The sequence below is a fragment of the Serinicoccus chungangensis genome, from assembly GCF_001483745.1.
GTDB lineage: Bacteria > Actinomycetota > Actinomycetes > Actinomycetales > Dermatophilaceae > Ornithinicoccus > Ornithinicoccus chungangensis_A.
On the sequence record NZ_LQBL01000002.1, the window covers coordinates 39,486 to 66,217 of the forward strand.

28 protein-coding genes are annotated in these 26,732 nt (G+C 73.9%); 7 read left to right on the forward strand and 21 right to left on the reverse strand.

Annotation, left to right across the window (positions count from 1 at the left end):
- Nucleotides 1-15 precede the first annotated feature (15 nt).
- The 8 genes from AVL62_RS00435 to AVL62_RS00470 form a co-directional block, all read right to left on the reverse strand.
- On the reverse strand, nt 16-675 hold the full coding sequence (locus AVL62_RS00435) for an HAD-IA family hydrolase (protein WP_058889725.1): 660 nt from the start codon (nt 673-675) through the stop codon (nt 16-18).
- A 190-nt stretch (nt 676-865) separates the two neighbouring features.
- Nucleotides 866-1,288 carry a hypothetical protein gene (locus AVL62_RS00440; protein WP_058889726.1) on the reverse strand — a complete coding sequence of 141 codons (423 nt, stop codon included), beginning with the start codon at nt 1,286-1,288 and terminating at the stop codon, nt 866-868.
- 152 nt (nt 1,289-1,440) lie between these two features.
- Nucleotides 1,441-1,881 (reverse strand): pilus assembly protein, encoded by a 441-nt coding sequence (locus tag AVL62_RS00445; protein WP_235585445.1) that lies wholly within the window; start codon nt 1,879-1,881, stop codon nt 1,441-1,443.
- Nucleotides 1,878-2,264, reverse strand: coding sequence for a TadE/TadG family type IV pilus assembly protein (locus AVL62_RS00450; protein ID WP_058889728.1), 387 nt, complete (start codon nt 2,262-2,264; stop codon nt 1,878-1,880). The genes AVL62_RS00445 and AVL62_RS00450 overlap by 4 nt, the downstream gene beginning before the upstream one ends.
- A gap of 1 nt (nt 2,265) precedes the next feature.
- Nucleotides 2,266-2,469: a hypothetical protein gene (locus tag AVL62_RS00455; RefSeq protein ID WP_058889729.1), complete on the reverse strand. Its 204-nt coding sequence runs from the start codon at nt 2,467-2,469 to the stop codon at nt 2,266-2,268.
- Between the two features lie 24 nt (nt 2,470-2,493).
- Nucleotides 2,494-3,423 (reverse strand): type II secretion system F family protein, encoded by a 930-nt coding sequence (locus tag AVL62_RS00460; RefSeq protein ID WP_058889730.1) that lies wholly within the window; start codon nt 3,421-3,423, stop codon nt 2,494-2,496.
- Nucleotides 3,420-4,286: a type II secretion system F family protein gene (locus AVL62_RS00465; RefSeq protein WP_058889731.1), complete on the reverse strand. Its 867-nt coding sequence runs from the start codon at nt 4,284-4,286 to the stop codon at nt 3,420-3,422. Before AVL62_RS00465 ends, AVL62_RS00460 begins: the two co-directional genes overlap by 4 nt.
- On the reverse strand, nt 4,286-5,518 hold the full coding sequence (locus AVL62_RS00470; RefSeq protein WP_058889732.1) for a CpaF family protein: 1,233 nt from the start codon (nt 5,516-5,518) through the stop codon (nt 4,286-4,288). Before AVL62_RS00470 ends, AVL62_RS00465 begins: the two co-directional genes overlap by 1 nt.
- A gap of 208 nt (nt 5,519-5,726) precedes the next feature.
- On the opposite strand from AVL62_RS00470, the gene AVL62_RS18000 reads away from it, so the two are divergent.
- A complete protein-coding gene (locus AVL62_RS18000; protein ID WP_153011587.1) occupies nt 5,727-9,479 on the forward strand; it encodes an FtsK/SpoIIIE domain-containing protein in 3,753 nt (1,250 codons plus the stop codon).
- Between the two features lie 6 nt (nt 9,480-9,485).
- Here AVL62_RS18000 and AVL62_RS00480 read toward each other — a convergent pair whose 3' ends face one another.
- On the reverse strand, nt 9,486-9,713 hold the full coding sequence (locus tag AVL62_RS00480) for a hypothetical protein (protein ID WP_235585456.1): 228 nt from the start codon (nt 9,711-9,713) through the stop codon (nt 9,486-9,488).
- Nucleotides 9,714-9,806: 93 nt separating this feature from the next.
- On the opposite strand from AVL62_RS00480, the gene AVL62_RS00485 reads away from it, so the two are divergent.
- Nucleotides 9,807-10,652 (forward strand): sigma-70 family RNA polymerase sigma factor, encoded by an 846-nt coding sequence (locus AVL62_RS00485; protein WP_058889735.1) that lies wholly within the window; start codon nt 9,807-9,809, stop codon nt 10,650-10,652.
- Between the two features lie 169 nt (nt 10,653-10,821).
- Here AVL62_RS00485 and AVL62_RS00490 read toward each other — a convergent pair whose 3' ends face one another.
- Nucleotides 10,822-11,253, reverse strand: coding sequence for a hypothetical protein (locus tag AVL62_RS00490; RefSeq protein WP_058889736.1), 432 nt, complete (start codon nt 11,251-11,253; stop codon nt 10,822-10,824).
- Nucleotides 11,254-11,323: 70 nt separating this feature from the next.
- On the reverse strand, nt 11,324-12,121 hold the full coding sequence (locus AVL62_RS00495; RefSeq protein ID WP_058889737.1) for a GNAT family N-acetyltransferase: 798 nt from the start codon (nt 12,119-12,121) through the stop codon (nt 11,324-11,326).
- Nucleotides 12,122-12,241: 120 nt separating this feature from the next.
- Between AVL62_RS00495 and AVL62_RS00500 the strand changes: the two genes are divergently transcribed.
- On the forward strand, nt 12,242-12,847 hold the full coding sequence (locus AVL62_RS00500; protein WP_235585446.1) for a PGPGW domain-containing protein: 606 nt from the start codon (nt 12,242-12,244) through the stop codon (nt 12,845-12,847).
- Between the two features lie 4 nt (nt 12,848-12,851).
- Here the strand turns inward: AVL62_RS00500 and miaB are convergent, their stop codons facing one another.
- Both miaB and AVL62_RS00510 read right to left on the reverse strand, forming a co-directional pair.
- The gene (miaB, locus tag AVL62_RS00505) at nt 12,852-14,399 is read right to left on the reverse strand and encodes a tRNA (N6-isopentenyl adenosine(37)-C2)-methylthiotransferase MiaB (protein ID WP_058889738.1); all 1,548 of its coding nucleotides are present in this window, start codon (nt 14,397-14,399) and stop codon (nt 12,852-12,854) included.
- Nucleotides 14,400-14,427: 28 nt separating this feature from the next.
- Nucleotides 14,428-15,174 (reverse strand): sulfite exporter TauE/SafE family protein, encoded by a 747-nt coding sequence (locus AVL62_RS00510; RefSeq protein ID WP_058889739.1) that lies wholly within the window; start codon nt 15,172-15,174, stop codon nt 14,428-14,430.
- A gap of 112 nt (nt 15,175-15,286) precedes the next feature.
- Between AVL62_RS00510 and AVL62_RS00515 the strand changes: the two genes are divergently transcribed.
- Nucleotides 15,287-15,697 carry a hypothetical protein gene (locus AVL62_RS00515; protein ID WP_058889740.1) on the forward strand — a complete coding sequence of 137 codons (411 nt, stop codon included), beginning with the start codon at nt 15,287-15,289 and terminating at the stop codon, nt 15,695-15,697.
- A gap of 41 nt (nt 15,698-15,738) precedes the next feature.
- On the opposite strand, the gene AVL62_RS00520 is transcribed toward AVL62_RS00515, so the two are convergent.
- The 3 genes from AVL62_RS00520 to AVL62_RS00530 all read right to left on the reverse strand — a co-directional run bounded on the left by AVL62_RS00520 (nt 15,739) and on the right by AVL62_RS00530 (nt 18,834).
- Nucleotides 15,739-16,389, reverse strand: coding sequence for a regulatory protein RecX (locus tag AVL62_RS00520; protein ID WP_058889741.1), 651 nt, complete (start codon nt 16,387-16,389; stop codon nt 15,739-15,741).
- Nucleotides 16,389-17,411, reverse strand: coding sequence for a recombinase RecA (gene recA, locus AVL62_RS00525; protein WP_419177476.1), 1,023 nt, complete (start codon nt 17,409-17,411; stop codon nt 16,389-16,391). Before recA ends, AVL62_RS00520 begins: the two co-directional genes overlap by 1 nt.
- Before the next feature lie 319 nt (nt 17,412-17,730).
- Nucleotides 17,731-18,834 (reverse strand): NYN domain-containing protein, encoded by a 1,104-nt coding sequence (locus AVL62_RS00530; protein WP_058889743.1) that lies wholly within the window; start codon nt 18,832-18,834, stop codon nt 17,731-17,733.
- 164 nt (nt 18,835-18,998) lie between these two features.
- On the opposite strand from AVL62_RS00530, the gene AVL62_RS00535 reads away from it, so the two are divergent.
- Both AVL62_RS00535 and AVL62_RS00540 read left to right on the forward strand, forming a co-directional pair.
- Nucleotides 18,999-20,270, forward strand: coding sequence for an aspartate kinase (locus AVL62_RS00535; protein WP_058889744.1), 1,272 nt, complete (start codon nt 18,999-19,001; stop codon nt 20,268-20,270).
- Between the two features lie 5 nt (nt 20,271-20,275).
- Nucleotides 20,276-21,400, forward strand: a complete 1,125-nt coding sequence (locus tag AVL62_RS00540) for an aspartate-semialdehyde dehydrogenase (RefSeq protein WP_058889937.1) — start codon at nt 20,276-20,278, stop codon at nt 21,398-21,400.
- 403 nt (nt 21,401-21,803) lie between these two features.
- Here AVL62_RS00540 and AVL62_RS00545 read toward each other — a convergent pair whose 3' ends face one another.
- The 4 genes from AVL62_RS00545 to AVL62_RS00560 form a co-directional block, all read right to left on the reverse strand.
- Nucleotides 21,804-22,025: a hypothetical protein gene (locus tag AVL62_RS00545; protein ID WP_058889745.1), complete on the reverse strand. Its 222-nt coding sequence runs from the start codon at nt 22,023-22,025 to the stop codon at nt 21,804-21,806.
- A 272-nt stretch (nt 22,026-22,297) separates the two neighbouring features.
- Nucleotides 22,298-22,948, reverse strand: a complete 651-nt coding sequence (locus AVL62_RS00550) for a class I SAM-dependent methyltransferase (RefSeq protein ID WP_058889746.1) — start codon at nt 22,946-22,948, stop codon at nt 22,298-22,300.
- An 80-nt stretch (nt 22,949-23,028) separates the two neighbouring features.
- The gene (locus AVL62_RS00555; protein WP_058889747.1) at nt 23,029-23,256 is read right to left on the reverse strand and encodes a DUF3046 domain-containing protein; all 228 of its coding nucleotides are present in this window, start codon (nt 23,254-23,256) and stop codon (nt 23,029-23,031) included.
- A gap of 14 nt (nt 23,257-23,270) precedes the next feature.
- Nucleotides 23,271-24,191 (reverse strand): AEC family transporter, encoded by a 921-nt coding sequence (locus tag AVL62_RS00560; protein ID WP_058889748.1) that lies wholly within the window; start codon nt 24,189-24,191, stop codon nt 23,271-23,273.
- A gap of 64 nt (nt 24,192-24,255) precedes the next feature.
- Here AVL62_RS00560 and AVL62_RS00565 point away from each other — a divergent pair, with 64 nt between their 5' ends.
- Entirely contained in the window at nt 24,256-26,214 is a 1,959-nt protein-coding gene (locus AVL62_RS00565; protein ID WP_058889749.1) for a carboxyl transferase domain-containing protein, read from the forward strand.
- A gap of 32 nt (nt 26,215-26,246) precedes the next feature.
- Here the strand turns inward: AVL62_RS00565 and AVL62_RS00570 are convergent, their stop codons facing one another.
- On the reverse strand, nt 26,247-26,678 hold the full coding sequence (locus AVL62_RS00570) for a hypothetical protein (protein ID WP_058889750.1): 432 nt from the start codon (nt 26,676-26,678) through the stop codon (nt 26,247-26,249).
- Nucleotides 26,679-26,732: the final 54 nt, after the last annotated feature.

Sequence of the window (26,732 nt, forward strand, 5' to 3'; positions counted from 1 at the left end):
CGCACACGCGCGTCGTCAGGCCTGGCGCAGGTGCACGCGAACCCCGGCGTCGGTGACCTCCAGCCGCACGTCGGCGAGCGAGCCCACGGTGAGGTCGGCGTGGTCGGCGACCTCCTCCCGACTGCTGGTGGTGAGCACCGCGAGGGTGGCCGCACCGGCCGCCCGGCCCGACTCGAGCCCGGCGACGGCGTCCTCCACGACCAGGCACCGGGCAGGGTCGGCCTCGAGACGGCGGGCCCCCACGAGGTAGGGCTCGGGGTCGGGCTTGCCGCGGCTGATGTCGTCAGCGGTGACGAGGACCGCGGGCGCGCTCAACCCGGCCGCGTCGATGCGCAGCACCGCCAGCTCCCGGCCGGCAGAGGTGACGATGGCCGCGCGCGCACCGACGGCCGCCAGCGCGTCGACGGCACCAGGGAGGGCGACGATGCCGTCGAGGTCCTCCAGCTCTCGCCGGTCGATGTCGGCGGTGGCGGCATCCGCGTCCAGGTGCGGCGCCACCCGCTCCACGATGCCGCGGCTGGTCACCCCGTGGAAGTTGCCGAACCGCGCGAAGTCGACACCGTGGTCGACCGCCCAGGAGCGCCAGGAGCGCTCGACCGGGCCCCGGGAGTCGGTGAGGGTGCCGTCGTTGTCGAAGAGGACGGCCTCGAAGGTCTCCTGGGTGATGTCGCGCATACCGACATGCTTCCAGGCCGCCGGCGCACGCCACCCGGGAGGTATGCCGGCACCTGTCACCAGGCGTCGTGGACGACGGACCCGCCACGCGGGCGTCGCGGACGCGAGGCGCCGGCACCAGGGCGACGAGGACGACAGGCGCGGGCCACCGGTGCCGGGTGCCGGACGCGCCGACCGGGAGCGTGCACGGTCAGGGGTCGAGGTCCGAGCGAGCCGTCGAGGTGACCGTGATGGAGACACCCCCGCCGAGAGCGCCGAGCACGGGACTCAGGACGGGGATGTCGGCCTGGCCGGTGACGGTGACCACGGCCGTGCGCCCGTCGGGGGTGCCCGTGCCCGGCCCCACGGCCCAGCCGACGACGCGGGGAGGGACGGACCGCTGCTGCAGATGGGCGGACGCGGCCTCGACGACCGTCGTGTCGCTCAGGGGCGGACCTGAGCCGAGCCCTCCCTCGTAGACCTGCTCCTGCGCCAGGGCGTCACTCGCGTCCAGGGCCGCCGCGTCCGCGGCATCCAGCAGCTGGATCCGGCTGAGCTGCACCGACGTCACCCCGACGACGGCCAGGACGACGGTCAACGTGATCGCCACCATGCCGACGAGCAGGATGCTCATCTGCCCGCCGTCCCGGCCCGGGCGAGCCCGACCCCCTCGGTCCGGGCAGGTCGTGCGACGAAGGGCGTGGTACCGGGCTCGGGCGACCCGCTGGCGCAACCCCTCGTGCGAGCGGCCGGCTCGCCGTGCCGCCCCCTCGTCGCAGACAGCCCTCACGGGGCACCCGTCCGGAACTCGTCCACCGTCTCGAGGTGGCTGGCGGTGAGCGTGACCGCGGTCGGCAACCGCTCCCGCATGAAGTCCGGCACCAACGGGAGCTCCACGCTGACCTGCGAGTCGACCCGCACGCTCCCCCCTGGGGTGAGGCACCCGGCCTCCGCGCAGCTGAGCTGCACGCCGCCGTCCTGCGGGTCGAAGCCGTGCGCCCGGTAGACCAGTCCGGCGGCCACCTGTGCCCGGGCCGGGGCGGAGGAGACGTCCTCCGCCGTCACGAACGCCCGCCCGGCCTCTCGCGCGGCGGCGGTGACGGCATACGCCCCGGCCTGCAGGCGTCCCACGGTGCCGACGAGGTAGAACAGGGGCACGACGAGCAGGACCAGCAGGAAGGCGACCTCGACCGTCATCGAACCGCGCTCGCCGCTGCCCGCCCTCACTGGTCCTCCGCGTAGGCGTGGCCGACGACCGTCATCGACTCCCCCGGCCCGAGCGGACCGACGATCGGCAGCGGCATGGTCGCGCTGACCTCGACGACGGCGACGCCGTCGACCACGGTGCGCCTCGCGGAGACGGTCACCCCGGGGCCGCCCCCGGTCAGGCTCGAGGACAGCAGCTCCTGCGCCCGGCGGGCACCGTCAGCCGGGGTGGCGTCCGCGCGGGCACCCGCCCTGGCTCCCTCGACCACGTGGGCGGTGGCCGTGTTGTGCAGGTGCAGCCCGAACGCCAGCTGCACGACGGCCAGCATGAGCACGCTGACCAGGCCCGCCAGCAGGGCGAACTCGGCGGCGGCCGCTCCCCGCTCGGCAGAGCCGCCGACCATCTCAGGGACCGGTGACGGCGCTGACCGCGTTGGAGAACAGACCGGTCAGCAGGGGCTCGGCGACGAGCCACAGGGCGGCGACCAGCCCGGCGGTCATGATGGTGATGAGCACCCACCCGGGGACGTCTCCCCGCTCGGGCTGCCCGGCCCACCGTCGGACGCGCTGGATCAGGTGTGCTGACGTGTGCCTGAATCGTCGGATCATCGGACTCTCCTTGGTGGTGGACCTTCACATCGCCAGGCGCAGCATGGTGGCGCCTGGGAAGACGGCGAACAGCACCGTCACGGGCAGGATGAGGAAGACGACGGGGACCATCATGCTGATCTCCCGCTTGCCGCCCTCCTCGATGAGCTCCTGGCGGGCCGCCTCGCGGGCGTCCGCGGCCTGCGCCCGGAGCACCTCGCCGAGAGGGGTCCCGCGCTGGAGGGCCACGACGAGACCGTCGACGAAGCGGATGATCGGCCCGATGCCGGTCCGCCGGCTGAGCCCGTGCAGCGCCTCCGGGAGGCTGGCGCCCGTCCGGGCCTGGGCGAGGCACAGGTCGAGCTCGGCGGCGAGCTCACCGCGGGACAGCCTCGCCACCCGCTCCAGCGCCTGCGCCGTGCCCTCCCCCGCCGTCACCGACAGGGCCAGGAGCTCGGCGACGGCCGGGAACTCGGCCATGATCTGGCGCTCGCGCCGCGCCGCCGCCCGGCTGAGGAGGTGGTCCCGCAGCATGACGCCGCCCAGGAAGGCGCAGCCGACGAGGAGCAGCACGACGCCCGGGCTCGTCCCTCGCGTGAACCACAGCAGCAGGCCCAGGAAGACGGCGAGGGAGGCGCACAGCACGCCCCACACCACCTGCTGCACGCGGAAGGCCTCCACGTCCCCCGTCCGGCCGGCCCGGTGCAACCGGGTCCGCACCGACTCCTCGCCGCCCAGCATCCGGTCCAGGAGTCGAGCGGCCCTGGCTGCCACCGGGGCGAACAGCTCGCCGGCACGCCACGGACGGGTGTCGTCGAGGGCCAGCAGCCGCGACTGTCGGGGAGGCCGGTCCAGGTAGGGCTCGACCCGGTCGACCAGCCTGACCCGGCGCGTGACCGGGAGACCGGCCCAGGCCAGCAGCAGACCGCACGAAAGCAGCAGCCCCAGGACCGCACCCCACCACGCCACGTTCATCGCAGCACCCTGCTCTCCTCCGGCAGGCGCCCGATGGCGACCATGACCCGGTAGGCCACGAGGGACAGGCCGGCACCGATGGCGAGCACCAGGGCGCCGGCCGGTGTGCCGTACGCCTGCAGCGTGCTCCCCCGCGTCGCCAGGAGGAGCAGGACCGCCCACGGGGCCGCCATGGCCAGGCGCGCCGCGTTGACGGTCCAAGACTGGCGTGCCTCCAGCTCCGCCCTCGCCCGCGCGTCGTCGCGCAGGAACGAGGACAGCGTCCGAAGCACGCGACCGAGGTCAGTGCCGCCGACGTCTCTCGCGATCCTCAGGGCCTCGATGAGCCGGTCCGCGACGGGGTCGGCCATCCGTTCCTTGAGCAGGTCGAGACTCTCCGAGAAGCGCCCGGTGGCCCGGTAGTCGTGCGCGAACTCCTCGAACGCCGGCCGCAGCTCCTCCGGCCCTCGGTCGGCGAGCTGGACCAGCGCCTCCGGCAGAGCCAGACCGGCACGGACGGCGGACTGCACATGGTCGACGGCGTCCGGCCAGACTGTCCGCAGCCGGGTCCGACGCCGCCGGGCGCGCGCCGTGACCACCGCCACGGGCAACCAGCTCGCCATCACCGCGAAGCACCCGCTCACCGTCCACACCCGGGTCACGGCGAACATCAGCAGCAGGACCAGGAGCCCGGCCGTGACGCACAGGACGAGCAGGGTGCGGGCTCCCAGGCCACGGACGCCGGCCAGGACGATCTGGTCCTGCAGGCGCTCCAGCCTCCTCGCTCCCGGCCGCCGGCCCACGCGAATGCTCCGCGGCCAGAACGACCACCAGATGCTGGCGAGCCCCAGACCCAGCAGGAGACCCCATCCCGCGCCCTGCATCATGGTCCGCGCCCCAGCAGCTTGCCGAGGTCGAACCCCGCTCGGGCGAACCGGTCGACGTGCGGCGGGAAACCGTCGGCGCGCACCAGCTCCGACCCGGACCGGACGAAGAGGTCGGCGATCTCGACGACCTCCCCCTCGGCGCGGCCGGGCAGGGCGACGATCTCACGGACCTTGCGCGCGCCCTGCACCTCGAGAGCCAGGTGCACCACGATGTCCACCGAGCTCGCGACGGTCGGCACGACGAAGCTGCTGCTGACGTTGGACCCGGCCAGCAGCGGCAGGGTGCACATCTTGGTGACCGCCTCACGGGCGGAGTTCGCGTGGATGGTGCACATCCCGGGTAGGCCGCTGTTGAGCGCGATGAGCAGGTCCAGGCTCTCCTCCTGACGCACCTCGCCGACGATGATGCGCCCCGGCCGCATCCGCAGGGCCTCCTTGACCAGGCGGCGCAGCGGGATCTCCCCGGTGCCCTCGAGGCTGGGCTGCCGGCACTGCAGGGCCGCCACGTCCCGGAGGTTGACCTTGAGCTCGAAGACCTCCTCGCAGGTCACCACCCGCTCACCCGCAGGGATGGCGGCCGTGAGGCAGTTGAGCATCGTCGTCTTCCCGGCCTGCGTCCCGCCCGCGACGAGGACGTTCAGCCCGGCTGCGACGGCGGCCTCCAGGAACCTCGCCGCCTGCTCGGTCAGCGTGCCCAGCCGCACCAGGTCGGACAGCTCGTCGGCCGCGACCACGAACTTGCGGATGTTGACCGCCCAGTGCCGCCGGGTGATGTCCGGGATGGCCACGTGCAGCCGGCTGCCGTCGGGGAGGCTCGCGTCGACGAACGGACTGCTGAGGTCGACCCGACGACCCGAGCTGCGCAGCATCCGCTCCACCAGGTCGTGCACCTGCTGCTCGGTCAGCAGGGTGGGCGTCAGCTCGGAGCGGCCGTTGCGCGCCACGAAGACCTTCGTCGGCTCGTTGACCCAGATCTCCTCGACGGAGGGGTCGTCGAGATAGGGCTGCAGGGGGCCGAAGCCGGCGACCGACTCGAGCAGCGCCCGGTGGGCCTCCTTGCGGTCGGCGAGCGGCACCAGCCCGCCCACGAGAGACCGGTCGTCGTAGTCGTCGAGGACCTCGCCGATGAGGTCGCGGACGGCTTCGTCGTCCCGTGAGGGGTCCAGCCGGCGTCGCCGGATGAGCTCGCGGACGTCGTCCTCGAGCAGCTGCAACGCTGTCGCCGGCATGCCCCTGCACCCCTGTCGCTGGCGTAGCGGTGCCCGCCCGGCACCCTGCGCCCCGCTCGTCCGACCTGTCGACGCCGGGCCCAGAGCGAGGCCCCGACGACCCTCTGGCGCATCACTGTATGACGTTCCTCAGGTGAGCGGAACCTCTTCGTCACAGCCTGTGGACAACGTCGGTGGCGCAGGAATCGACCTGCGCACCATGGGCCTCATGAGAGTCATCGTCACCCGCGTCGCGGACCGCCGCGTCGAGCATCTGGCGGTCCAGGCGCCCGACGACGCCACCGAGCAGGAGCTCGCCCGCCGCCTCGACACCTCGGCCCGGGACCAGCCGGTCGGAGAGCACCGGGGGCCCCGGATCCCGCTGGTCCACGGCGCCGACCTGGACCCCGTCCCCGAGGCCCGCACGCCGTCGACACCGGGCGTCACCAGCGCCGGTGTCCCGCGCCTCGTCGTCGCGACAGGTCCCGACGCCGGTGGCACGGCCCCGCTCCCGCCCGGCCGCTGGGTGACCCTCGGGCGGGACCCGCGGTGCGACCTGACCATCGCCGACCCGGGCCTGTCCCGACGGCACGTCCGGGTGCGGCAGGACCGCGACGGGGTCCGGGTGGAGGACCTCGGGTCCACCAACGGCGTGACCTGGGAGAGCGGGCTGGACGGCGAGGACCGGCGGTGGCCCCCCGGCGACCGTCTCCTCGTCGGTGCCTCCGGCGTGGTGCTGGTGCCGCGTCCACCCGCCCCGATCCGGCAGGTGCTCGTCGGCGGCCGTCTCGAGGTCGAGCCCTGGCCCAGGCCGACGACCACCGTGCCGACGCGGGAGTTCTCCACTCCCGCCCCACCGGACCGGCGCCGGGTCCGACCCCCGAGCGCCTGGGCGTGGAGCCTCCCGCTGGTGGTCGCCCTGGCCGTCGCCGTGGTGCTGCGCATGCCGTGGCTCCTGCTCTTCGGTCTGCTGGGCCCGGCCATGGTGCTGGGCCACCACCTGGGCGACCGGCGGACCGCCCGCCTCGAGCACGAGGAGGGCCGCGCCGCCCACGAGGTGGCCCGCGCGGCCCACCGGGCCCAGGCCGAGGTGTGCCTGCAGCAGGAGCTGGACCGGCTCAGACAGCAGCACCCGGGGCTCGTCAGTGTCGTGACCAGCCTCAACCCGCACCCGTCCGTGGCGCTGTGGCAGTGCGCGGCGGAGCCGCTGACGGTGACCCTCGGGGAGCACGTGCGCGACTCGGGCGTGCGGCTCGAGGGCGAGCCGCTGCGGCACCTCGCAGCACCCCTGCCCCTCACGTTCGAGGGGCCCCTGGTGCTGGCCGGCGACCGGGCCACCCGCGACGGGCTGGCGCGCGCGCTGCTGCTGCAGCTCGCCACGGCATACCCGCCGGGCACCTGGACGCTCGTCGTCGACCCCGACCGCCCCCCAGGGGCCACGTGGGACCTGCTGGCCTGGCTGCCCCACACCCGCACGGCCGACGACCGCGTCGACGGACTGCCGGTGGTATGGGGCCGTGACCTGGTCCTCGTCGAGGACCTGTCCCAGGCACCTGCCGGCGCGACCCGGGTGCAGCTGCTCGGGCCCACCGACGCCGTCCTCCAGCTGCCCGGGCAGCCGGACCTGCCCTTCCGCCCCACCACCCTCGGGCTGGCGCGGGCGCGCAGCCTGGCGCGCACCCTCGCGCCGCTGCAGGCACGCCGGGCCGCGGACGCCGACGACGGCACACCCGCCCTGCCCGGCGAGGCCCCACCGCTGGGGGCGATCGTGGCCTGGCCCGCGACCCCGGACGAGGCGGTCTCCGGCTGGCGCCGGCCGGGCACGGACGTGCCGCTCGGCACCGACGCCTCGGGGTCCCCGGTCACGGTCGACCTCGTGCGCGACGGCCCGCACGCCCTGGTCGCCGGCACCACGGGCTCCGGCAAGTCCGAGCTGCTGCGCACCCTCATCACCGGTCTGGCGCTGCGCTCCTCCCCCGCCGACCTCGCTCTGCTGCTGGTGGACTTCAAGGGCGGCTCCTCCCTGGGCGACTGCGCCCGGCTGCCGCACGTCACCGGGATGGTGACCGACCTCGACCCCCACCTGGCCGCACGGGTGCTGACCTCGCTGCAGGCCGAGCTGACCCACCGGGAGGCCCGCCTGGCCGAGGCAGGCGTCAAGGACGCCCGCGACCTGCCCGGCCTGCCCCGCCTCGTCGTCGTCATCGACGAGTTCCGCGTGCTCGCCGAGGAGGTGCCCGAGGTCATGTCGGGCCTGGTCCGGCTGGCGGCGGTCGGCCGCAGCCTCGGGGTCCACCTGGTGCTGGCCACGCAACGGCCCGCGGGCGTGGTGGGCGCCGACCTGCGGGCCAACGTCAACCTGCGCATCGCCCTGCGGGTCCGTGACGGCACCGACTCCCAGGACGTCATCGAGACGCCGGCCGCCGCGCTGCTCCCCGAGGGGCGTCCCGGCCTGGCCCTCTGGCGCACCGGTGCCGACGCGCCCCGGGCGGTCCAGGTGGCACGGGTGGGCCCTCCGGCGCGCGGGGGATCGTCGTGGCAGGTGACCATCACCGACGACGTGTGGGCGGCCCGGAGGGTGCTCGAGCGGGGCGAGGAGCAGGGGCCGGGCGAGGACGGCCTCGGCACGGTGGCCGAGGTGCTCCGGGCCGCCGCCCGGCAGCTGGGGGCGGGGCCACCGGTGGTGTGGCACCCGCCCCTGCCGGCGCACCTCGATGCCGTCCCCGACGCACCGGGCGCGTGGGCCCTCGCCGACCTGCCCGCCCGGCAGCGCCGGGAGCCGCTCTCCTGGTCGCCGACGGAGCACCTCGCGGTCGTCGGGGCGGCCCGCTCCGGGCGGTCGACCACGCTGCGCTCGGTGCTCTCGCGCACCCCCGGTGCCTGGCTCGTCGTCCTCGACCTGGGCCGCTCGCTGGAGGCCACCGAGCTGCGCCGGCACCCCGGGCTCCTGGCCTGGGTCGAGCCGGACGACCTCGCCCACGGGCTGCGCGTGCTGGACCGGCTCGACGACCTCGTCCGTTCCCGCCTGGCGGAGGGAGCCACGGGTCGCGACCCGGTGGTCCTGGCGGTCGACGGCTGGGACCGCTTCGTCGACCTCGTCGAGGGGCTGGAGCGTGGTCGTGCCGAGGAGGTGGCCCTGCGCATCTTGCGCGAGGGCCCGGCAGCAGGCGTCGTCGGGCTCGTCACCGGCGACCGCAGCCTGCTCTTCGGCAAGGTCTCCTCGCTCCTCCCGCACACCTGGGCCCACCGGCTCAACGACCCGGGCGACCTGCTCATGACCGGGCTGCGGCCCCACCAGGTCCCTGTCGACCACCCGCCGGGACGGCTGGTCGGGATGCGCGACGGCGTCGAGGCGCACGTGGCCCTGCCCGCCGACGCCGTCGGCGACCCGCCACCGGGCGCGCCTCCCGTGGTATGCCGCCCGCTCCCCCGCCGCTGGTCGCCGTCGGGTCCGCGTCCTGCCTGGGCCGTCGGGGGTGACGAGGCGGGTCCGCTGGCCCGGCCAGACGGGTCGGTCCTCGTGCTGGGCCCACCCGGGTCGGGGCGGTCGCACGCCCTCGCACTGCTGCAGGCCGGGCGCACACCGGTGCTCGTCGACCCCACCGCCCCGTCCGGGCGCGACGAGCTCGAGGACCTCCTCGCCGGCGCCGGACCGGGCGGGCTCGTCGTGGTCGACGACGCCCACCTGCTCGCCGGGACCCCGCTGGAGGACGTCCTCGTGCAGGCGGTCACGGCATACCGGCTCGACCTGGTCGTCGCCGCCGACATCGACGCCGCCGCCGGCGCCTTCCGGGGTCTGGTGCCGCTGGCGGCCCGTCACCGCACCGGGCTGCTGCTCCAGCCGACCTCCCCGGGCCAGGGGTCTCTGCTGGGGGTCGGCGTGCCGGTGGGCGACCTGCCCCTGCCCGGGCGCGGCGTGCTCGTGCAGCGCGGACGCTGCACCCGGGTCCAGCTGGCCGCCCCCGACCTCGGCAAGGGGTGAGGCCGCTCAGTCCTCCGGCAGGGCGGCGAACTGCTTCTTCATGCTGACGTACCACCCCAGCGACTTTGCCGGCCGCTTCCAGCGACCGCGCATGTCGTCGTTCGCCTGCTCGTGCGCCGTGTCGCCGGCGGCCACGGCGTCCTTGAGGTGCTGGTCCTGGGCGTTGATCACCTCGTCGGCGTTCTCGCCGCGGTGCGCCAGGTCGCACGGTCCGCCGAGCTGGCGGCAGGTCATGGTCTTCACGTCCGGTCCTCTCGGTCCGCGGTCACAGGTCGGCTCCTGTGCTCGTCACCAGGGTGACGGATGCCGACGTGGAAGTGTGACCTCATGGACCGGACCAGCGCCTTCGAGGCGGAGCGGCCTCGGCTGACCCGCATCGCCACCCAGGTCCTGCGCGACCCCGCCGAGGCCCAGGACGTCGTCCAGACCGCCTGGCTGCGGCTGCACACTCACGGCGCGGCCGGCATCGAGAACCTGCCGGGCTGGCTCACCACCGTGACCGTGCGGCTGTGCCTGGACCGCCTGCGCGCGCGGGTGCCCGAGCCGGTCGACCACCGCGAGGCAGCGCCGCGCAGCGGACCCGACGCGGTCGAGGACCCGGCCGAGGAGGTGGTCCTCGCCGACACCGTCGGGGTCGCGCTCCAGGTGATGCTGGACCGGTTCACGCCGAGCGAGCGGGTGGCCTTCGTCCTGCACGACACCTTCGAGGTGGACTTCCCGACCATCGCCCAGATCCTGGGCCGCAGCCCGGCCGCCACACGCAAGCTGGCCTCGCGGGCCCGCGCCAAGGTCCGGCAGCCGGTCGCTCCGCAGCGGCGGGCCGACGCCGTCGTCGTGGACGCCTTCCTCGCCGCGGCGCGGCAGGGTGACGTCACCCGCCTGCTGGAGCTGCTGGCCCCGGACGCGCTGGTCCAGGGCGACGCGGCGGCCGTGGAGGTGGGCACGCCCGCCCGCATCGAGGGCCGCGAGGCCGTCGCGCGCATGTTCGACGGTGGGGCTGCCGCGGCGCTATCCGTCCTGGTGGACGACCGGCCCGGGGCCGCGTGGTTCCTGCGAGGTATGCCGCAGGTCGCCTTCGACTTCACCGTCCAGGACGGGCTCGTGCGGCGCATCGACCTCCGCGCCGACCCCGGGGTGCTCGCCTCCCTCCGCCGGCGCACCACCGCCTCCTGACGGCGGGGGGGCGGCGGGGGGCGGCACCTGGGGGCCGGTTCGGCAGCTGGCAGCTGGGTGCTCATCTGAGAGCCTCCTCGACGGGGCTGTCAGATGACCTACCGGCTGCAGGACGGCAGCGCGGCTCCCGTGGTGTCGTGGAGCGCACCCGTGCGGAGCCGGCCGCGGCTCAGCGCTCCTCGAGGCGCCCCATGAGGACGGTGGAGACCACGGCGGCGACCCCCAGCACGAGCACGCCGGACCCGACCCACCAGGGCGCGAGCGGCAGCAGGGCGATGCCGAGCGGCACCATGAGGAAGTTGAACGCGATCGCCGGTGCCTGCGCGCGCGGGTGCCGCCGCAGCAGGCCCAGGCTGGTGTAGCCCAGGCCGATGACGAAGACCACCATCGTCACGACCGACATGATGACGACGATGAGGTCCTGGCCCTCCCCCAGCGCCAGCTCGACGAGGTAGAACACCGCGAACCCGGTGACGACCAGAGCCTCCAGGGCGACCAGCCCCGCGGCGAGACGGCCGGCGGTGCGCTGGCGCGGGGTCGGCGGGTCGAGCGGCCGGGGCCCAGGCTCGGGTCCGGGCGATGACGGGGAGGACGCGCTCACCCTCCCATCGTAGGTTCGCGCCGACCCGTCCCGAGGGCGCGGCCCCGACCTGGTGGCAGGGCCGGGCCCCCTACGCCGGCTCCGGGGCCGTGGCGAGCTCACGGGTGTGGAAGCGGTGCGCCACGGCATACCCCAGCCGCTCGTAGAGCGCCAGGGCCTCCCGGTTGTCGGTGAGGACGCCCAGCGTCGCCACCCCGGCCTCCTGGACCGCGCGGGCGGTGAGCTCGAGGGTGAGCAGCTCGCCGATGCCCTGCCCGCGCCGGTCGGGGCGGACGAGGATGCCCGCCAGGTGCGGCATGCCGGAGGCCAGCTCGTGCAGGGCGCCCACGGCGACGGTCCCCCCGGCGCGGTCCTGCACGGCGAGCCAGGTCGTGGCGAACCCCCACCCGGGGAAGCCGAGGTAGCGGCCCTGCGTGTAGGCCGCCCCGAAGGCCTCGATGGCCTCGGCGTCGTCGCGGTCGTCGAGCTCCTGGACCCCCAGGCCGCGCTGCGCCAGGAGCCCCTGCGCGTCCGTGCCCGGAGCCTGCTCGGTCCACAGGAACGACCAGCGTTCGGAGCCGGAGCAGGCGTAGGGGTCCGGGACGGACAGCGGCCGCTCCTGACCGGTGGAGAACCACTCCAGCGCCAGGTCCGTGCCGCCGGCCTCAAGGATGGCCTGCAGGGCGCAGGTCTCGGCGGACGACCCCGACCCGGCCCCGACGACCGCCGCGCCGCCCCAGTGGCCGGAGCCCGGGCGCCACGGACCCACGCACGCCCAGCCCTCGGGCGCGGCGACGGCCACGATCTCGTTGCTCGTGGCGAAACGCACGAACGGGTCGTGGCGGGAGATCTCGAGCAGCTCGTCACGGTCGACCTGGCTCCATGTCACGGGCGGTAGCCTGCCACAGCCCGGGGACACGGTGCCGATCCCCCAGGGGTATGCCGTCGCATCCGCGGCCGGACAGGCGCGGCTCGCGCTGCGGCGGTGGCTCGCCTAGGCTCGACCCTTGTGAACGCCGCCGCCAAGAGGATCGCCCTGGAGACCCTGGGCTGGACCGTCCTCGTCGCCGGCATCCTCATGCTCCTGCTGCCCGGCCCCGGCCTGCTGGGCACCTTCGCGGGCCTCTGGATCCTGTCGACCCAGTACGCCTGGGCCCGCCGGTGGACCAACCCGGTGAAGATCCGGGCGCTGCGCGCCGCCTCAGAGGGGGTGGAGACGATCCCGCGGATCGCCCTCTCGGTCCTCATCACGGCGGGCCTGGTCGGGGTCGCGGTCGGGTGGCTGATGGCGCCGCCGCCCCCGGGCTGGTGGCCGGTGGACGAGCGCTGGTGGCTCTTCGGCGGCCGGCCGGTGGCCATCACCATGCTCGCCTCGTGCGCGATCGCCATCGGGCTGCTGGCGTACAGCGTGTGGCGGTTCTACGGCAAGCCGGAGGCCCGGGCCGAGGTCGACCGGATGGAGGCCGACCACAAGGCTGCGGTCGCCCGGGAGCGGCGCCGCGAGGCCCGCGAGGAGCACCAGGAGGCGCGGGAGGCCACCGTGGAGGCGGCTGCGGCCGACCGTGTCGCCGACGCCTCCGAGGCTGCCGCCGACCGACGCGAGGCCTCGGCCTGAGCCGTCAGTCCGTCGGGCAGCAGGGGGCGACGGCCGCCGGCACCGGGGCGGGTGCACCCACGGTGGGGATGCCGAGGCTCACCGCCGGCTTCTTCACCCCACCGGGGGTGCCGCCCTCCTGGAGCGCCGCCCAGGCGTCCCCGCCCGGGGTGCGGCGCACGGCATACACCCCGCCCTGGACGCCGGAGTCGGCGACGAGGTGGTGGGGGGCGCCGTAGGTGACCTCGACGGTGACCATGTCGCCGGGCCGCGGCCGCTCCGCGCCCTCGGGCACCGCGAAGTGGACCAGCCGGTTGTCGCGGGCCCGGCCGGACAGCCGGTGGGTCTCGGCGTCCTTGCGGCCCTCGCCGGGCGCGACGAGCACCTCGACCTCGCGTCCCTCGATCTCCCGGTTGCCGGCCCAGGAGGCCTCCTCCTGCACCTCGATGAGCCGGTCGAAGCGCTCCTGGACGACCTCCTTGGGGATCTGGTCGTCCATCTCGGCGGCCGGGGTCCCCGGGCGGATGGAGTACTGGAAGGTGAAGGCGCTGGAGAACCGGGAGGCGCGCACGACGTCGAGGGTGCCCTGGAAGTCCTGCTCGGTCTCACCGGGGAAGCCGACGATGAGGTCGGTGGTGATGGCGGCCTGCGGGATCTGCTCGCGCACCCGGTCCAGGATGCCGAGGAACCTCTCGCTGCGGTAGGACCGCCGCATGGCCTTGAGCACCCGGTCCGAGCCGGACTGCAGCGGCATGTGCAGGCTGGGCATGACGTTGGGGGTCTGCGCCATGGCCGCGATGACGTCGTCGGTGAACGCCGCCGGGTGCGGTGAGGTGAAGCGGACCCGCTCCAGGCCCGGGATCTCGCCGCACGAGCGCAGCAGCTTGCCGAAGGCCAGCCGGTCGCCGAACTCCACGCCGTAGGTGTTGACGTTCTGGCCCAGCAGGGTGACCTCGACCACGCCCTGGGCGACCAGCGCCTCGATCTCGGCCAGGATCTCGCCGGGGCGGCGGTCCTTCTCCTTGCCCCGCAGCGCCGGCACGATGCAGAAGGTGCAGGTGTTGTTGCAGCCGACCGAGATGGACACCCAGGCGGAGTATGCCGAGTCGCGCCGGGTCGGCAGCGTCGAGGGGAAGGTCTCGAGGGACTCGAGGATCTCGACCTCGGCCGCCTTGTTGTGCCGGGCGCGGTCGAGCAGGGCCGGCAGCGAGCCGACGTTGTGGGTGCCGAAGACGACGTCCACCCAGGGCGCCCGCTCGACGATGGTGGAGCGGTCCTTCTGCGCCAGGCACCCACCCACGGCGATCTGCATGCCGGGGTTGGCCTGCTTGGCCGGGCGCAGCTGGCCCAGGTTGCCGTAGAGCTTGTTGGCGGCGTTCTCGCGGACGGCGCAGGTGTTGAGGACGACGACGTCGGCGACCTCGGGACGGTGCTCCCCCGGGAGGCTGGCGAGGTCGACGTAGCCGGCCGTCTCCAGGAGGCCGGCGAGCCGTTCGGAGTCGTGGACGTTCATCTGGCACCCGTGGGTGCGCACGTCGTAGGTCCTGGTGCTGGTGCTGGTCGTCGTGCTCATGGCCCTCCTAGGGTACGCGCCGCGCAGCTCACCCCAGCCAGGTCAGCAGGCCCCGGACCAGGGCGACCAGACCCCCCGTCGCGGCGACGGCGATGGCGACCCGGCGGGCCGTCCGCAGGCTCACCCGGTCGCTGACGGCGGAGCCCGCCCAGATGCCGACCGGCACCGCGGCGCACAGCACCACCCAGGTCCACGCGGGCACGACGCCGCCGGACGGGGTGGCGCCCACCGCGACCTTGATGACGACCGAGGCGGTGTTCGCCAGCAGGAAGATCGGCTGCAGGGTCGCGGCGAAGGAGCGCTGGTCCCAGCGGGAGGCGACGGCGTACACCGCCATGGCCGGCCCGGCCACACCGGAGGTGGTGTTCATGAACCCGGCGACCGCGCCCGAGACGACGACCGCTCCGCGACCGGTCACCGCCGGCTGGCGACGGGTGCCCACCACGGCGGTGATGGCGACCAGCACGCTGGCCCCCAGCACGACGTCCAGCACGGCGACGGGGACGTGCCGCACCACGAGGGCCCCGGCGAGCGAGCCGACGAGCAGCAGCGGCACGAGCGTGCGGAACCGGCGCCAGTCCACGTCGCCGCGCAGCATCACGGCGAGGATCGCCGCCGCCACGATCGCCGCGACGTTGGAGACCATGACGCCGGCCACCGGTCCGATGAGCACCGAGGCCACCGGGGCCACGCTCATCCCGAGACCCATGCCGGCCACCCGCTGGAGGGCAGCACCGAGCGCCACGGCGGCGATGACGAGCACGGCGAAGGTCATACCGCGCAGTCTGCTCCACGGTCCGGGCTCGGGCTGCCGCGGGGAGCGTCCCGGCGCTACTGTGTGCCACAGCAGTCGCGAGCGAAGGAGCCGCGAGCGAAGGAGCACCGCCATGAGCGACCAGGCCGACCGCGAGACCATCGGTGACGACCTCGGGGTGTGGAGCATCGACGCGGAGGACCAGCTGCAGCCCGAGGACACGCTCGACGGGGAGGGCGACGTGCTGGACCGCGGCTACCAGACCGGCGAGCACTACGTCGGCTCGTCGGCGTTCGGGGTGACGGCGGACGAGCAGTCCCACGAGGAGAGCATCGCCCAGCGCGAGCGTCAGGAGGAGTCGCCGCGGTGGGCCGACCGGCACCGCCCGGACGGGGAGGCCCGGGAGATCGCCCGGGAGTGCCGGACCACCAGCTGGGACTCCCCCGAGGAGTCGGCCATGCACTACCTGAACGAGGACGACGAGGAGCTCACCGAGGTGGAGTGGATGCCCTCGGACGAGCCCCAGCGCGGCGAGGACGAGTAGCCGCCCGACGAGGTCACGTCCTCGCACCGCGCCCTGGAGGCTCAGTCCCTCCCGTGCTCGGGCAGGTCGTCCAGCGCCTCCCGGACGACCTGGTAGGACACCCCCGCGCCGTAGCCCTTGCGGGCGAGGAACGCGGCCAACCGACGGGTCTGGACCTCGCGGCCGAGGCCCCGCATGGAGCGCAGCCGGCGCGCCACCAGGGCCCTCGCCTGCTCCTTCTCCTGCTCCGGGTCGATGTCCTCCAGGGTGGCGTCCACCAGCTCGTCCGCCACGCCCTTCTGCCGCAGCTCCTGCCGCAGCGCGGTCGCCGCCAGGCCCTTGGTCTCCTGCTTGGACCGGACGTACATCTCCGCGTAGGCCTCGTCGTCCACGAGCCCCACCTCGCTCATCCGGTCCAGCACGCGGGCAGCCACCTGAGGGTCGCAGTCGCGGTCGCGCAGCTTGTCCTCGAGCTGGCGGCGGGTGCGCGGCCCCATGGCGAGCTGGCGCAGGACGATCTTGCGAGCCACGGCGTGGGGGTCGGGCTCGGACGACGAGACGGCCGGCCCGGGCGAGGACGTGCCCCGCCCTCCCGACGGCTTGGTCCGACCGGACCGCTGCACGCCGGCCGCGCCGAGCCCGTAGACGCTGGCGGCGTCCTCGGCCTCGGCCAGCGCCTCACGTGCCGCGGACAGCCGGTCTGCGCCGGACATCAGAAGTCGACCGAGACCTCACCGGTGACCGGGTCCACGCCGTCCGGGAGGTCCTCGGCGGCCGGGGCCGCGCCGATGCCGAGCTTGGTCTTGATGTTGCGGTCGATGGTGTCGGCGATGTCCGGGTTGTCCTTGAGGAACTGCCGGGCGTTCTCCTTGCCCTGCCCCATCTGCTCGCCCTCGTAGGTGTACCAGGCTCCCGACTTGCGGACGAAGCCGTGCTCCACCCCCATGTCGATGAGACCACCCTCGCGGGAGATGCCCTGACCGTAGAGGATGTCGAACTCGGCCTGCTTGAACGGCGGGGACACCTTGTTCTTGACGATCTTGGCCCGGGTGCGGTTGCCGACCGCGTCGGTGCCGTCCTTGAGCGTCTCGATGCGTCGCACGTCGATGCGCACCGAGGCGTAGAACTTCAGCGCCTTGCCGCCGGTCGTCGTCTCCGGCGAGCCGAACATCACACCGATCTTCTCGCGCAGCTGGTTGATGAAGATGGCCGTGGTCCCGGTGGTGCTCAGGGCGCCGGTGATCTTGCGCAGGGCCTGGCTCATGAGCCGCGCCTGCAGACCCACGTGGCTGTCCCCCATCTCGCCCTCGATCTCCGCACGCGGCACCAGGGCCGCCACCGAGTCGATGACGATGATGTCGAGGGCGCCGGAGCGGATGAGCATGTCGGCGATCTCCAGGGCCTGCTCACCGGTGTCCGGCTGGGAGACCAGGAGGGCGTCGGTGTCGACACCGAGCTTCTTGGCGTACTCCGGGTCGAGGGCGTGCTCGGCGTCGATGAAGGCCGCGATGCCGCCGCCCTTCTGGGCGTTGGCCACGGCGTGCAGGGCGACCGTGGTCTTCCCGCTGCTCTCCGGGCCGTAGATCTCCACGACACGACCACGGGGCAGCCCGCCTACACCCAGCGCGACGTCCAGCGCGATGGCCCCGGTCGGGATGACCTGGATCGGGGGACGCTCCTCGTCCCCCAGGCGCATGACCGAGCCCTTGCCGTGCTGCTTCTCGATCTGGGCCATCACCGTGTCGAGAGCCCTGAACCGGTCGGTGTCGACCCCGGTCGTCCTGCTCGTCTTGCTGGCCTGTGCCATGCGGTGCTCCTTCGTCTCGTGGCGGGCGCGCCTACCTTCGACCGACCCGCGGACCTCCCCCGGTGGGCGATCCGATGTCTGCGTCAGACGCTAGGCGCCACCCCCGACATACCTCGCCGTCCACCCACCGTTCTGTGGACGACGGTGCCGGTCGGCGACACCATGTGGACACCGTAATCGAAAACCTGTACGACATCACGCAGCGGGGGCCGCGCGTGTCGCGGCCCCCGCCGGCCGGGGTCGACCCTCAGACCACCGTGACGACGTACCCCGTCCCGCGACGGGTGAGCTTCACCAGCCCCGCCGCCGCCGCGCCCTTGCAGAACTGCAGGAACGAGCCGTAGCCGAGCGGCTTCTCCGAGAACCCCTCGCGACGGGCCCGCACGTGGTCCTTGAGCCCGGACAGCTCCACGCCCGAGCCGTCGTCCAGCTCGGCCACCGTCTGCCGCAGCAGCGCGAAGGCCTCCTGCCGCCCACCCTCCTCGGGCAGCGTCACCTCGGGGTCGCCCTTGGCCGGACCGGGGCTGAGCTCGATGATGCCCCGCCCGGCGAGGTGGTCGAGCAGCTCGCCGAAGGCGCGGAAGCCGTAGGCCGCCTCGGAGAACGTCGAGTCCTTGCGCACCAGGGTGCGCTTGAGGACGGACGCGGTCACCGCTCCCCCGGAGCTGCGCTGCAGCCCCGAGACGGTCTGGGCCACCAGCGAGGCGAGGTCCGTGGTGGGCTCCTCCTCCGTCTCCTCGTGCTCGGGCTCGGGCTGGGGCTCCGGCGCGGCCGGCTCTGCCGGCGGTGTCGCGGAGCCCTTGGTCGGGCCGCCGCGCCCGCGGCCCCGACCCCGGCCCGTGGAGGTGTCGCCCCGTGGTGCGCCGGCCCCGGCCGGGACCACCCCGTCGAGGTCGTCGTAGTAGAGGAACTCGTCGCACGCCGGGGGCAGCATCGTCGACGTCGAGTCGCGGACGCCGAAGCCGATGACCCGCTTGTTGAGCTCGCGCAGCTTGTGCACGAGGGGGGTGAAGTCGCTGTCCCCGGTGCAGATGGCGAAGGTCGTGATGTAGTCACGCTCGTAGGCGGTCTCGATCGCGTCGACGGCCATCTTGATGTCCGCGGCGTTCTTGCGCGAGGCGCCCATGCGCTGGGTCATCTCGATGAGCTCCACGTGGTTGCGGGTGAGCATCCGACGGTCCTCGTCGAAGTAGGACCAGTCCGCGTAGGCCCGTCGCGTCACCACCCTGCCCCGCTCCGCGAGCGCGTCGGCCACCGGCCGCAGGTCGAAGGGCACCCCCAGGTGGTCGCGCGAGCCCAGCGCGAGGTTCTCGTAGTCGATGAGCAGCGCGATCCGGTCCTCGTCATCCATGCACCCGAGGGTATGCCCCGCCCGCCCCGCACCGGTCCACGGCGCCGGGCACGGGATTCCCCGGCGTCAAGGGACCCCGCCCGCTCCCTCTAGACTGGCTCACCGCACCCCGGCCAGGACGCCGCCGTCCGGCTGCCACGTCATACCCCTGCTCAGGAAGTCCCATGGCTCTGCTCGTGATGAAGTTCGGCGGGTCCTCCGTCGCCGACGCCGAGGCGATGCGCCGCGTCGCCCAGCGCGTCGTGTCCGCGCACCGCGCCGGAGACCGCGTCGCCGTGGTCGTCTCCGCCATGGGCGACACGACCGACGACCTGCTCGACCTGGCCGGGCAGATCGCGTCCGGGACGCCCCCGGAGCGGGAGATGGACATGCTCCTGTCCGCCGGTGAGCGCATCTCCATGGCCCTGCTGGCCATGGCCATCGAGCAGCTGGGGGTACCGGCCCGCAGCTACACCGGCGCCCAGGCGGGCATGCGGACCGACACCGCACACGGGCGGGCCCGGCTGCTCGACGTCCAGCCCGACCGGGTGCGCCGCACCCTGGAGGACGGCGCGGTCGCCATCGTGGCCGGCTTCCAGGGCATCTCCACCGACGACGACATCACGACCCTGGGCCGCGGCGGCTCGGACACCACGGCGGTGGCCCTCGCGGCGGCCCTCGGGGCCGACGTGTGCGAGATCTACACCGACGTCGACGGCCTCTACACCGCCGACCCCCGCATCGTGCCCAGCGCCCGCCGGGTCACCCGCATCACCATCGAGGAGACCCTCGAGATGGCGGCCCACGGCGCCAAGATCCTGCACCTGCGCGCGGTGGAGTACGCCCGCCGCTTCCAGGTGCCCCTGCACGTCCGCAGCAGCTTCTCCGACCAGGAAGGCACCTGGATCCTGGTCGGGCGACCCCTCACGGAGGACACCATGGAAGAGCCCATCATCTCCGGCATCGCCCACGACAAGTCCCTGGGCAAGGTGACCGCCGTCGGCGTCCCCGACCGGCCCGGCGCCGCCGCGGCGGTCATCGGGGCCGTGTCCGAGGCCGGCGTGTCGATCGACATGATCGTCCAGAACGTCTCGACCTCCAACGCCGAGACGTCGGACATCTCCTTCACCCTCCCGGAGACCGACGGCCAGACGGCGGTGGCCGCGGTGCGCGGCCTGCAGGAGCAGATGGGCTTCTCCGACGTGCTCTACACCAGCCACGTCGGCAAGCTGTCGCTGGTCGGGGCGGGCATGCGCTCCAACCCCTCGGTGGCGAGCCGCCTCTTCTCCGCGCTCGCGGACGCCGGGGTCAACATCGAGATGATCAGCACCTCCGAGATCCGGATCTCGGTCATCTGCGACCAGACCGACCTCGAGGCCGGGGTCCGGGCGGTGCACACGGCGTTCGACCTGGACACCGAGGTCGAGGCCGTGGTCTACGGCGGGACGGGGCGGTGAGCGCGATGAGCGGTGAGCAGCCGGAGAGCGGCGCGCGGGGGCGGCGGCTGCACGTCGCGGTGGTCGGCGCCACCGGCCAGGTGGGTGCGGTCATGCGGCGGCTGCTCGCCGAGCGGGACTTCCCGGTCGCCTCGGTGCGCTACCTCGCCTCCGCCCGCTCCGCCGGGACGACGCTCGCCTGGGCCGGGTCGGCCGCCGGCGCACCCGGGTATGACGTGGCGCGCGACATCGAGGTCGAGGACGTCGCGACCGCGGACCTCTCGGGCATCGACGTCGCGCTGTTCTCCGCCGGGGGCGGCGCGTCGAGGGAGCACGCACCACGGTTCGCCGAGGCCGGGGCCGTGGTGGTCGACAACTCCTCCGCCTGGCGCATGGACGACGCCGTGCCGCTCGTGGTGAGCGAGGTGAACCCCGACGACCTGGGGCTCGCCCTGGGCGAGGGCGGCCGCCGCATCGTCGCCAACCCCAACTGCACGACCATGGCCGCGATGCCGGTCCTGCGTCCGCTGCACGCCCGGGCCGGTCTCGAGCGGCTGCGGGTCGCGACCTACCAGGCCGTCTCCGGCTCCGGGCTGGCGGGCGTCACCGAGCTCGCCGACCAGGCGCGGGCCACCCTCGGTGGTGACGTGCCGGTGGAGACGCTCACCCACGACGGCGGCGCGGTGTCGATGCCGCGGCCCGGGGTCTACGTCGCCCCCATCGCCTTCAACGTCCTGCCCATGGCCGGTGACCTCGGCGCCGACGACGAGACGACCGAGGAGATCAAGCTGCGCCAGGAGTCGCGCAAGATCCTCGGCATCCCCGACCTCGCCGTCTCGGGCACCTGCGTGCGGGTGCCGGTCTTCACCGGCCACAGCCTGGCCGTGCACGCCGAGTTCGCCGAGCCGATCACGCCGGACCAGGCCCGTGAGCTCCTGGCCGACGCGCCCGGTGTCGAGCTGGCCGACGTGCCCACGCCCCTGCGGGCCGCCGGTCAGGACCCGTCCTACGTCGGGCGCATCCGGGTGGACCAGTCGGTGCCGGACGGCCGCGGCCTCGTCTTCTTCATCAGCAACGACAACCTGCGCAAGGGCGCCGCCCTCAACACCGTGCAGCTGGCCGAGGTCCTGCTCGAGCGCGACCTGGTCTGAAGGCCGGCCCGAGGTCGGGCCGGCCCCATGGCGGCCGGTCCCGCCGAGGTCGGGCCGGCCCGAGGGCGGGCCGGTCTCGCCGAGGTCGGGCCGGCCCCATGGCGGCGGGTCTCGCCGAAGACGACGCAGTCCGATGACGGCCGGTTCCGTCGAGGGCGGCCCGGTCCCAGGGCGGCCGGTCCCGCCGAGGCGGCCCGGTCAGACAGCTCGCCGGTCGATGGCCCGCCGACGGAGGCGAGCCAGCCCGAGCGCGTGGGTCCTGTGTCCCTCGCGTCACACTGGGCTCACGCGCACCACGGTGCGGGAATGTGCCCAGCTGCACGGGTTATTTCTCCGTCCTCCGGACATATCGGCGCAGCGTGTGCTCAGTGTGGCTGGCGTGATCTGCGCGGTGGCGTGCTATCTATGCCTGACCCGCATCCCTCAGCCCTCTGCGGATCTCGACCGTCCTGCTGCCGTGGCGGACCTCGGCGTCGCGCAGGCGCGATGGGGCGTAGGCCAGCAGCTCGGCCAGCTGGTCGCCGGGCACGGTCAGGGGCACCTCGGAGCCGTCCCCCAGCCGGAGGGACGGGACGTCGAGGTCGCGGCCCTGTCGTCGGAACCCGACCACGTCGTGCCACGGCACCTTCCGTCGGCCCAGCCTGAGGCCGAGAACGGCCCGGTCCCAGGGTGGCCGGTCCCGCCGAGGCGGCCCGGTCAGACAGCTCGCGGTCGATGGCCCGCCGGCGGAGGGCGAACCAGCCCGAGCGCGGAGGTCCCGTGTCCCTCGCGTCACACTGGGCTCACGCGCACCACGGCGCGGGGATGTGCCCAGCTGCACGGGTTATTTCGCCGTCCCACGGACATATCGGCGCAGCGTGTGCTCAGTGTGGCTGGCGTGGTCTCGACCGTGCCGGTTCATCTCGCCGGTCGCCGGGCGATGACCACCGCCTGGGGGTCCTGCTCCGAGCCGAGGGGGCCGCGCTCCAGCCGGGCGACCACCGGCATACCCAGCCCCTCGAGCCGGGTTGCGACGTCCTGGGCACCGCGGTGGTACCTGGTCAGGGAGACCCGGTGGCCGTGGGCCGCGAAGACCGCGCCGATGTCGCGCGCGCCCTCGCCGACCTGGAAGGCCAGCAGGAGGTGACCCCCCGGGCGCAGCACCCGCGCCAGCTCCGCCAGCACCGCGTCGAGGTGGTCGTCCGGGGTGTGGATGGTCGAGTACCAGGAGAAGACCCCGTCGAAGGTCTCGTCGGCGACGTCGAGGTCGGCGAGGCTCCCGGTCGTGGACGGGTATGCAGGGTGGTCGGCGCGAGCCCGGCGCACCATCTCCGGCGACAGGTCGACACCGCACGGCCGGCACCCGCGCGCCGCCAGCCGGGGGAGCATGCGCCCGGCACCGCAGCCGGCGTCGAGCACACGCGGCCCGTCGCCGAGCAGCGCCACGAAGTGGTCGATCATCGCGAGCTCCGGCGGCTGCTCGGGCTCGGTCGCCGTGAAGGTGTCGGCGTAGAGGTCGGCCACGGCGTCGTAGGCGGCCCTGGTCAGCTCCTCCTCCTGCTGCGACATGGAGCCATCATGCCTCGCGGGCGTGAGCGCTGGGGAGCGACCCAGACCCGCCACGCGTCCGCCCGGAGCAGGGCCGTCGGCTACCGCTCGTCCGGAGCGGGCGGGTCCGGCAGGTAGTGGTGCTCGGGGGGCACATCCATGTCGCGGCAGATGGCCTCCCACACCCGGCGGGCAGACTCCCCCTGCTCGAGCGCCTCGTCGGCCGTGCGCCCCCCGAGGCTGCCCAGCGACTGGGTCCGCGTGACGACGGCGCCGTAGCCGGAGCCGAACTCCTGCTCGACGAGGTCCCAGAACTCGCTCAACCGCATACCTCCAGGCTAGGTCACCCGAGGACCGCCATGACCACGAGCATGACCGGCAGCGAGAGGACCGTGGTGAGGAAGACGCCGTCCCGAGCGATCCGCTCGCCGTGGCCGTAGGCGAGGGCGAGGACGTAGACGTTCTGCGCCGTGGGCAGGGCCGCCATGACGACGGCCGCCAGCACCTCCGCGTCCTGCAGACCGAGGACGGGGCCGGCGACCAGCCCGGCCACCAGCGGCATGACGAGCAGCTTGACCAGCACCACGGCGACCGGTTCGGCCAGCCCGCCCTCGCGCCCGGGCAGCGGGGAGAGGCGCAGCGAGATGCCGAAGGCGAGGAGCATGCAGGGCACCGCGACCCCGGCGACGAGCTCGACCGGCGCCAGCAGCAGGTCGGGGGGCTGCCATCCGGAGAGGTTGACGAGCAGCCCCAGCACCGTCCCGATGGTGAGCGGGTTGGTCACCGGGGAACGCAGCACCCGGCCCCACGACACGTGCCCCGCCCGCGTCGCGTCGAGGGCGGCCAGCCAGCCCGGCTGCAGGAAGAGCAGCTGCATGAAGAGGACGGGGGCCGCCCAGGAGGCGTCGCCGAGGACGTAGATGGCGATGGGGATACCGAGGTTGTTGGCGTTGACGATGCTGGCCGCCATGCCACCCAGCACGGCGTCGGCCCACCGCCGGCGCAGGACCCGGCGGGCCAGCACGAGGTAGACGACCGCGCACGCGGCGGTCGCGGCGACGGTGGCGACGAGGAAGCCGGAGAAGATGACCCCGAGCTCGGCACGCGCCACGATGAGGAAGAGCAGGGCCGGGGACCCGACCCAGAACGTCAGCCGCGCCAGCATCCGCTGCTCGTCGCGGCCGAAGATGCCGGTCTGCGCCAGCAGCCACCCCACGGCGACGACCGCAGCGATGAGCGAGAACCCCTCCAGCACCGACAGCACCGGCCCATTATCAGCGGTCCGTCCTGTCGGGTCGGAGGGTGCCCTGCTGCTAGCGTTCCACCCCATGGCCGATCCCCGCGACACCCCCGACCCGGCGGACTCCGACGTCGATGTCGACGACGTCTACGGCGAGGGTGGGGTCACCCCGGACCTGCTGGACCGTCGCCCGGTCGTCCCCCGCACGGTGGCCAGCCTCTACGAGTCCCGACCCGGTCTCAACCCTACCCAGGCGGCCAGGACCTTCGTGGAGGCGGTGAACCTGCAGGAGCGGTACGGCCACCTGCGGGTCGTCGACGACCTCATCGGCCTGCAACGTCGGGTCGGCGACACCATCGAGCGCTACACGGACAAGCTGCGCAACGCCGAGGCCCGCTCCGGCACCAGCGAGTCCGCCCGTTTCGGCATCGGCCACTTCGGTGGCGAGCGCGCCGTCGTGTATGTCGTGGACTGGTCGTTCTTCGCCGGCTCCCTGGGCGAGGTGGCCGGAGAGAAGTTCGTGCAGGCGGCCGAGCTCGCCGAGCGTGAGGGCCTGCCCCTCATCAGCATGGGCGCCTCCTCCGGCGTCCGGCAGCACGAGAACGTCCTCGGTCTCGTCCAGATGCAGCGCATGGCGGCCGCCGCCAACAAGTTCCAGCACACGACGAACCGCCCCTACATCTCGGTGCTCGCGGGCCAGGTGTGGGGCGGCATGTCGGCCAGCGCCGTGCCGGTCGCCGACCTCATCGTGGCGCTGGAGGGCACCGACTACGGCTTCGCCGGGCGACGCGTCATCGAGACCTTCGAGGGCCGCGAGGTGCCGCGGGGGCTGCAGAGCGCCGAGGCCAACTACCTCGACCGCAACGTCGACGTGCTCGTCAAGGACGTCGAGGAGCTCATCACCTTCATCGGACAGGTCCTCACCTCGGGGCGGCACACGCACCGGCTCAAGGTCGGCGACCGGGACGAGCCGGGCACCGGCACCGGGTCGCGGACGGTGACGGCCGGGCCGGAGGGCTTCTCCGCCGCGCTGTGGGACCGTCAGGAGGTCGAGCAGTCGGTCGAGATCCCCCGGGAGCGCCGCGACCGCGACAGCGCCAGCACGCGGGACTCGCTCATGGCGCGCTACAACGAGATCGCCGCGGGTGCCGGCCGCCTGGACACCGAGTACTTCCTGCGGCACGTGTTCGACGCCGCGGTGCCGTTCTACAACCACGTCCGGTTCGAGGACCAGAAGGCCTACCCGAGCATCATCGCCGCGCTCGCCACGCTCGGGGGCCAGTCCTTCATGGTCATCGGCGACCAGCCGTCCTACACCATCTCCGGGGGGTATGTCGGGAAGCGCCCGGCGAACCCGAGCCCGGAGGACTTCGAGTACGCCGTGCGGATGATGACCGCCGCCGAGCGGTGGGACCTGCCGATCGTCTTCTTCACCGACACCCTCGGCGCCATGCCGTCCATGGCCGCCGAGCGCCGCGGCCAGTCCCGCGCCATCGCCCAGAGCATCAAGCGCGCCGCCTCCCACCCCTACCCCACGATCTCGGTGATCTCGGGGGCCATGGGCTCCGGGGGCGGTCTGGCGACGACGCCCTTCGGCCGGGAGACCATCATGCTCGACAGCGCCCTGGGCTTCGTGTCCGAGCCGCGCTCGACGGCCTCGATCCTCTACAGCGTGGCCAACCCCACGGTCGAGCAGGTCGGGATGACCCTGGAGACCATGAAGGCCTCCGCCCTCGACCTCAAGGCGCAGGGCCTGGTCGACACCATCGTCCACGACGCCGACGACCCCGCGACCACCGCCGGCGAGCTGCGGGCCGCCATCGTCAAGGGGTACAACGCCCAGCACGGCCTCAACCCGCGACGGCTCCGGCGCCAGGCGGACGACCGGCTGCGCCCGCGCACGCTGGGCAGGCTGGCGACCGTGGAGGAGCGGCACGCCGGCAGCCACGAGGAGCAGCCGCAGCACCAGCACCTCGGCGTCGACCGGGCCGAGGAGCGGCCGGCCGCCCCGTCGACCGAGCGCTCCGAGGACCGCCCCGACGACTGACCCGGCCGCGGTGCGCCTGCCCGGTCCGCGGCCTAGCCGACCGCCTTCCGGAGCAGCCGGCGCACCGTCCGCTCGACCTCCTCGTCGGCCTCCAGGACGGCGTAGGACGTCGCCCACATGACGCCGTCGTCCAGGGCGGCCGCCTCGTCGAAGCTGATCGTGGCGTAGCGGGTGTCGAACTTCGACGCGGGCTGGAAGAACACCACGGTGCGGCCCTCCCGGGCATAGGTCGGGAAGCCGTACATCGTGCGGGGGGTCAGGTCGGGCGCCACCTCGGTGACGATGCGGTGCAGCATCGTCGCGAGCTCCAGGTCGGTGCCGGAGAGGGCGTCGATGGCGTCCAGGCACGCCTCGAGCTCGCGCGCCTTCTTGGCCGCACCCTTCAGCCCCTTGGTGGTGCGCAGCTCCTCGGCGCGCTGCTTCATCGCCTCGCGCTCGGCAGCGCTGAACCCGGCTCCTGCCATGTGCCCATCACACCACAGGCGGGGCGCGACCGTCCGGTCGTCGCCGGACCCCGG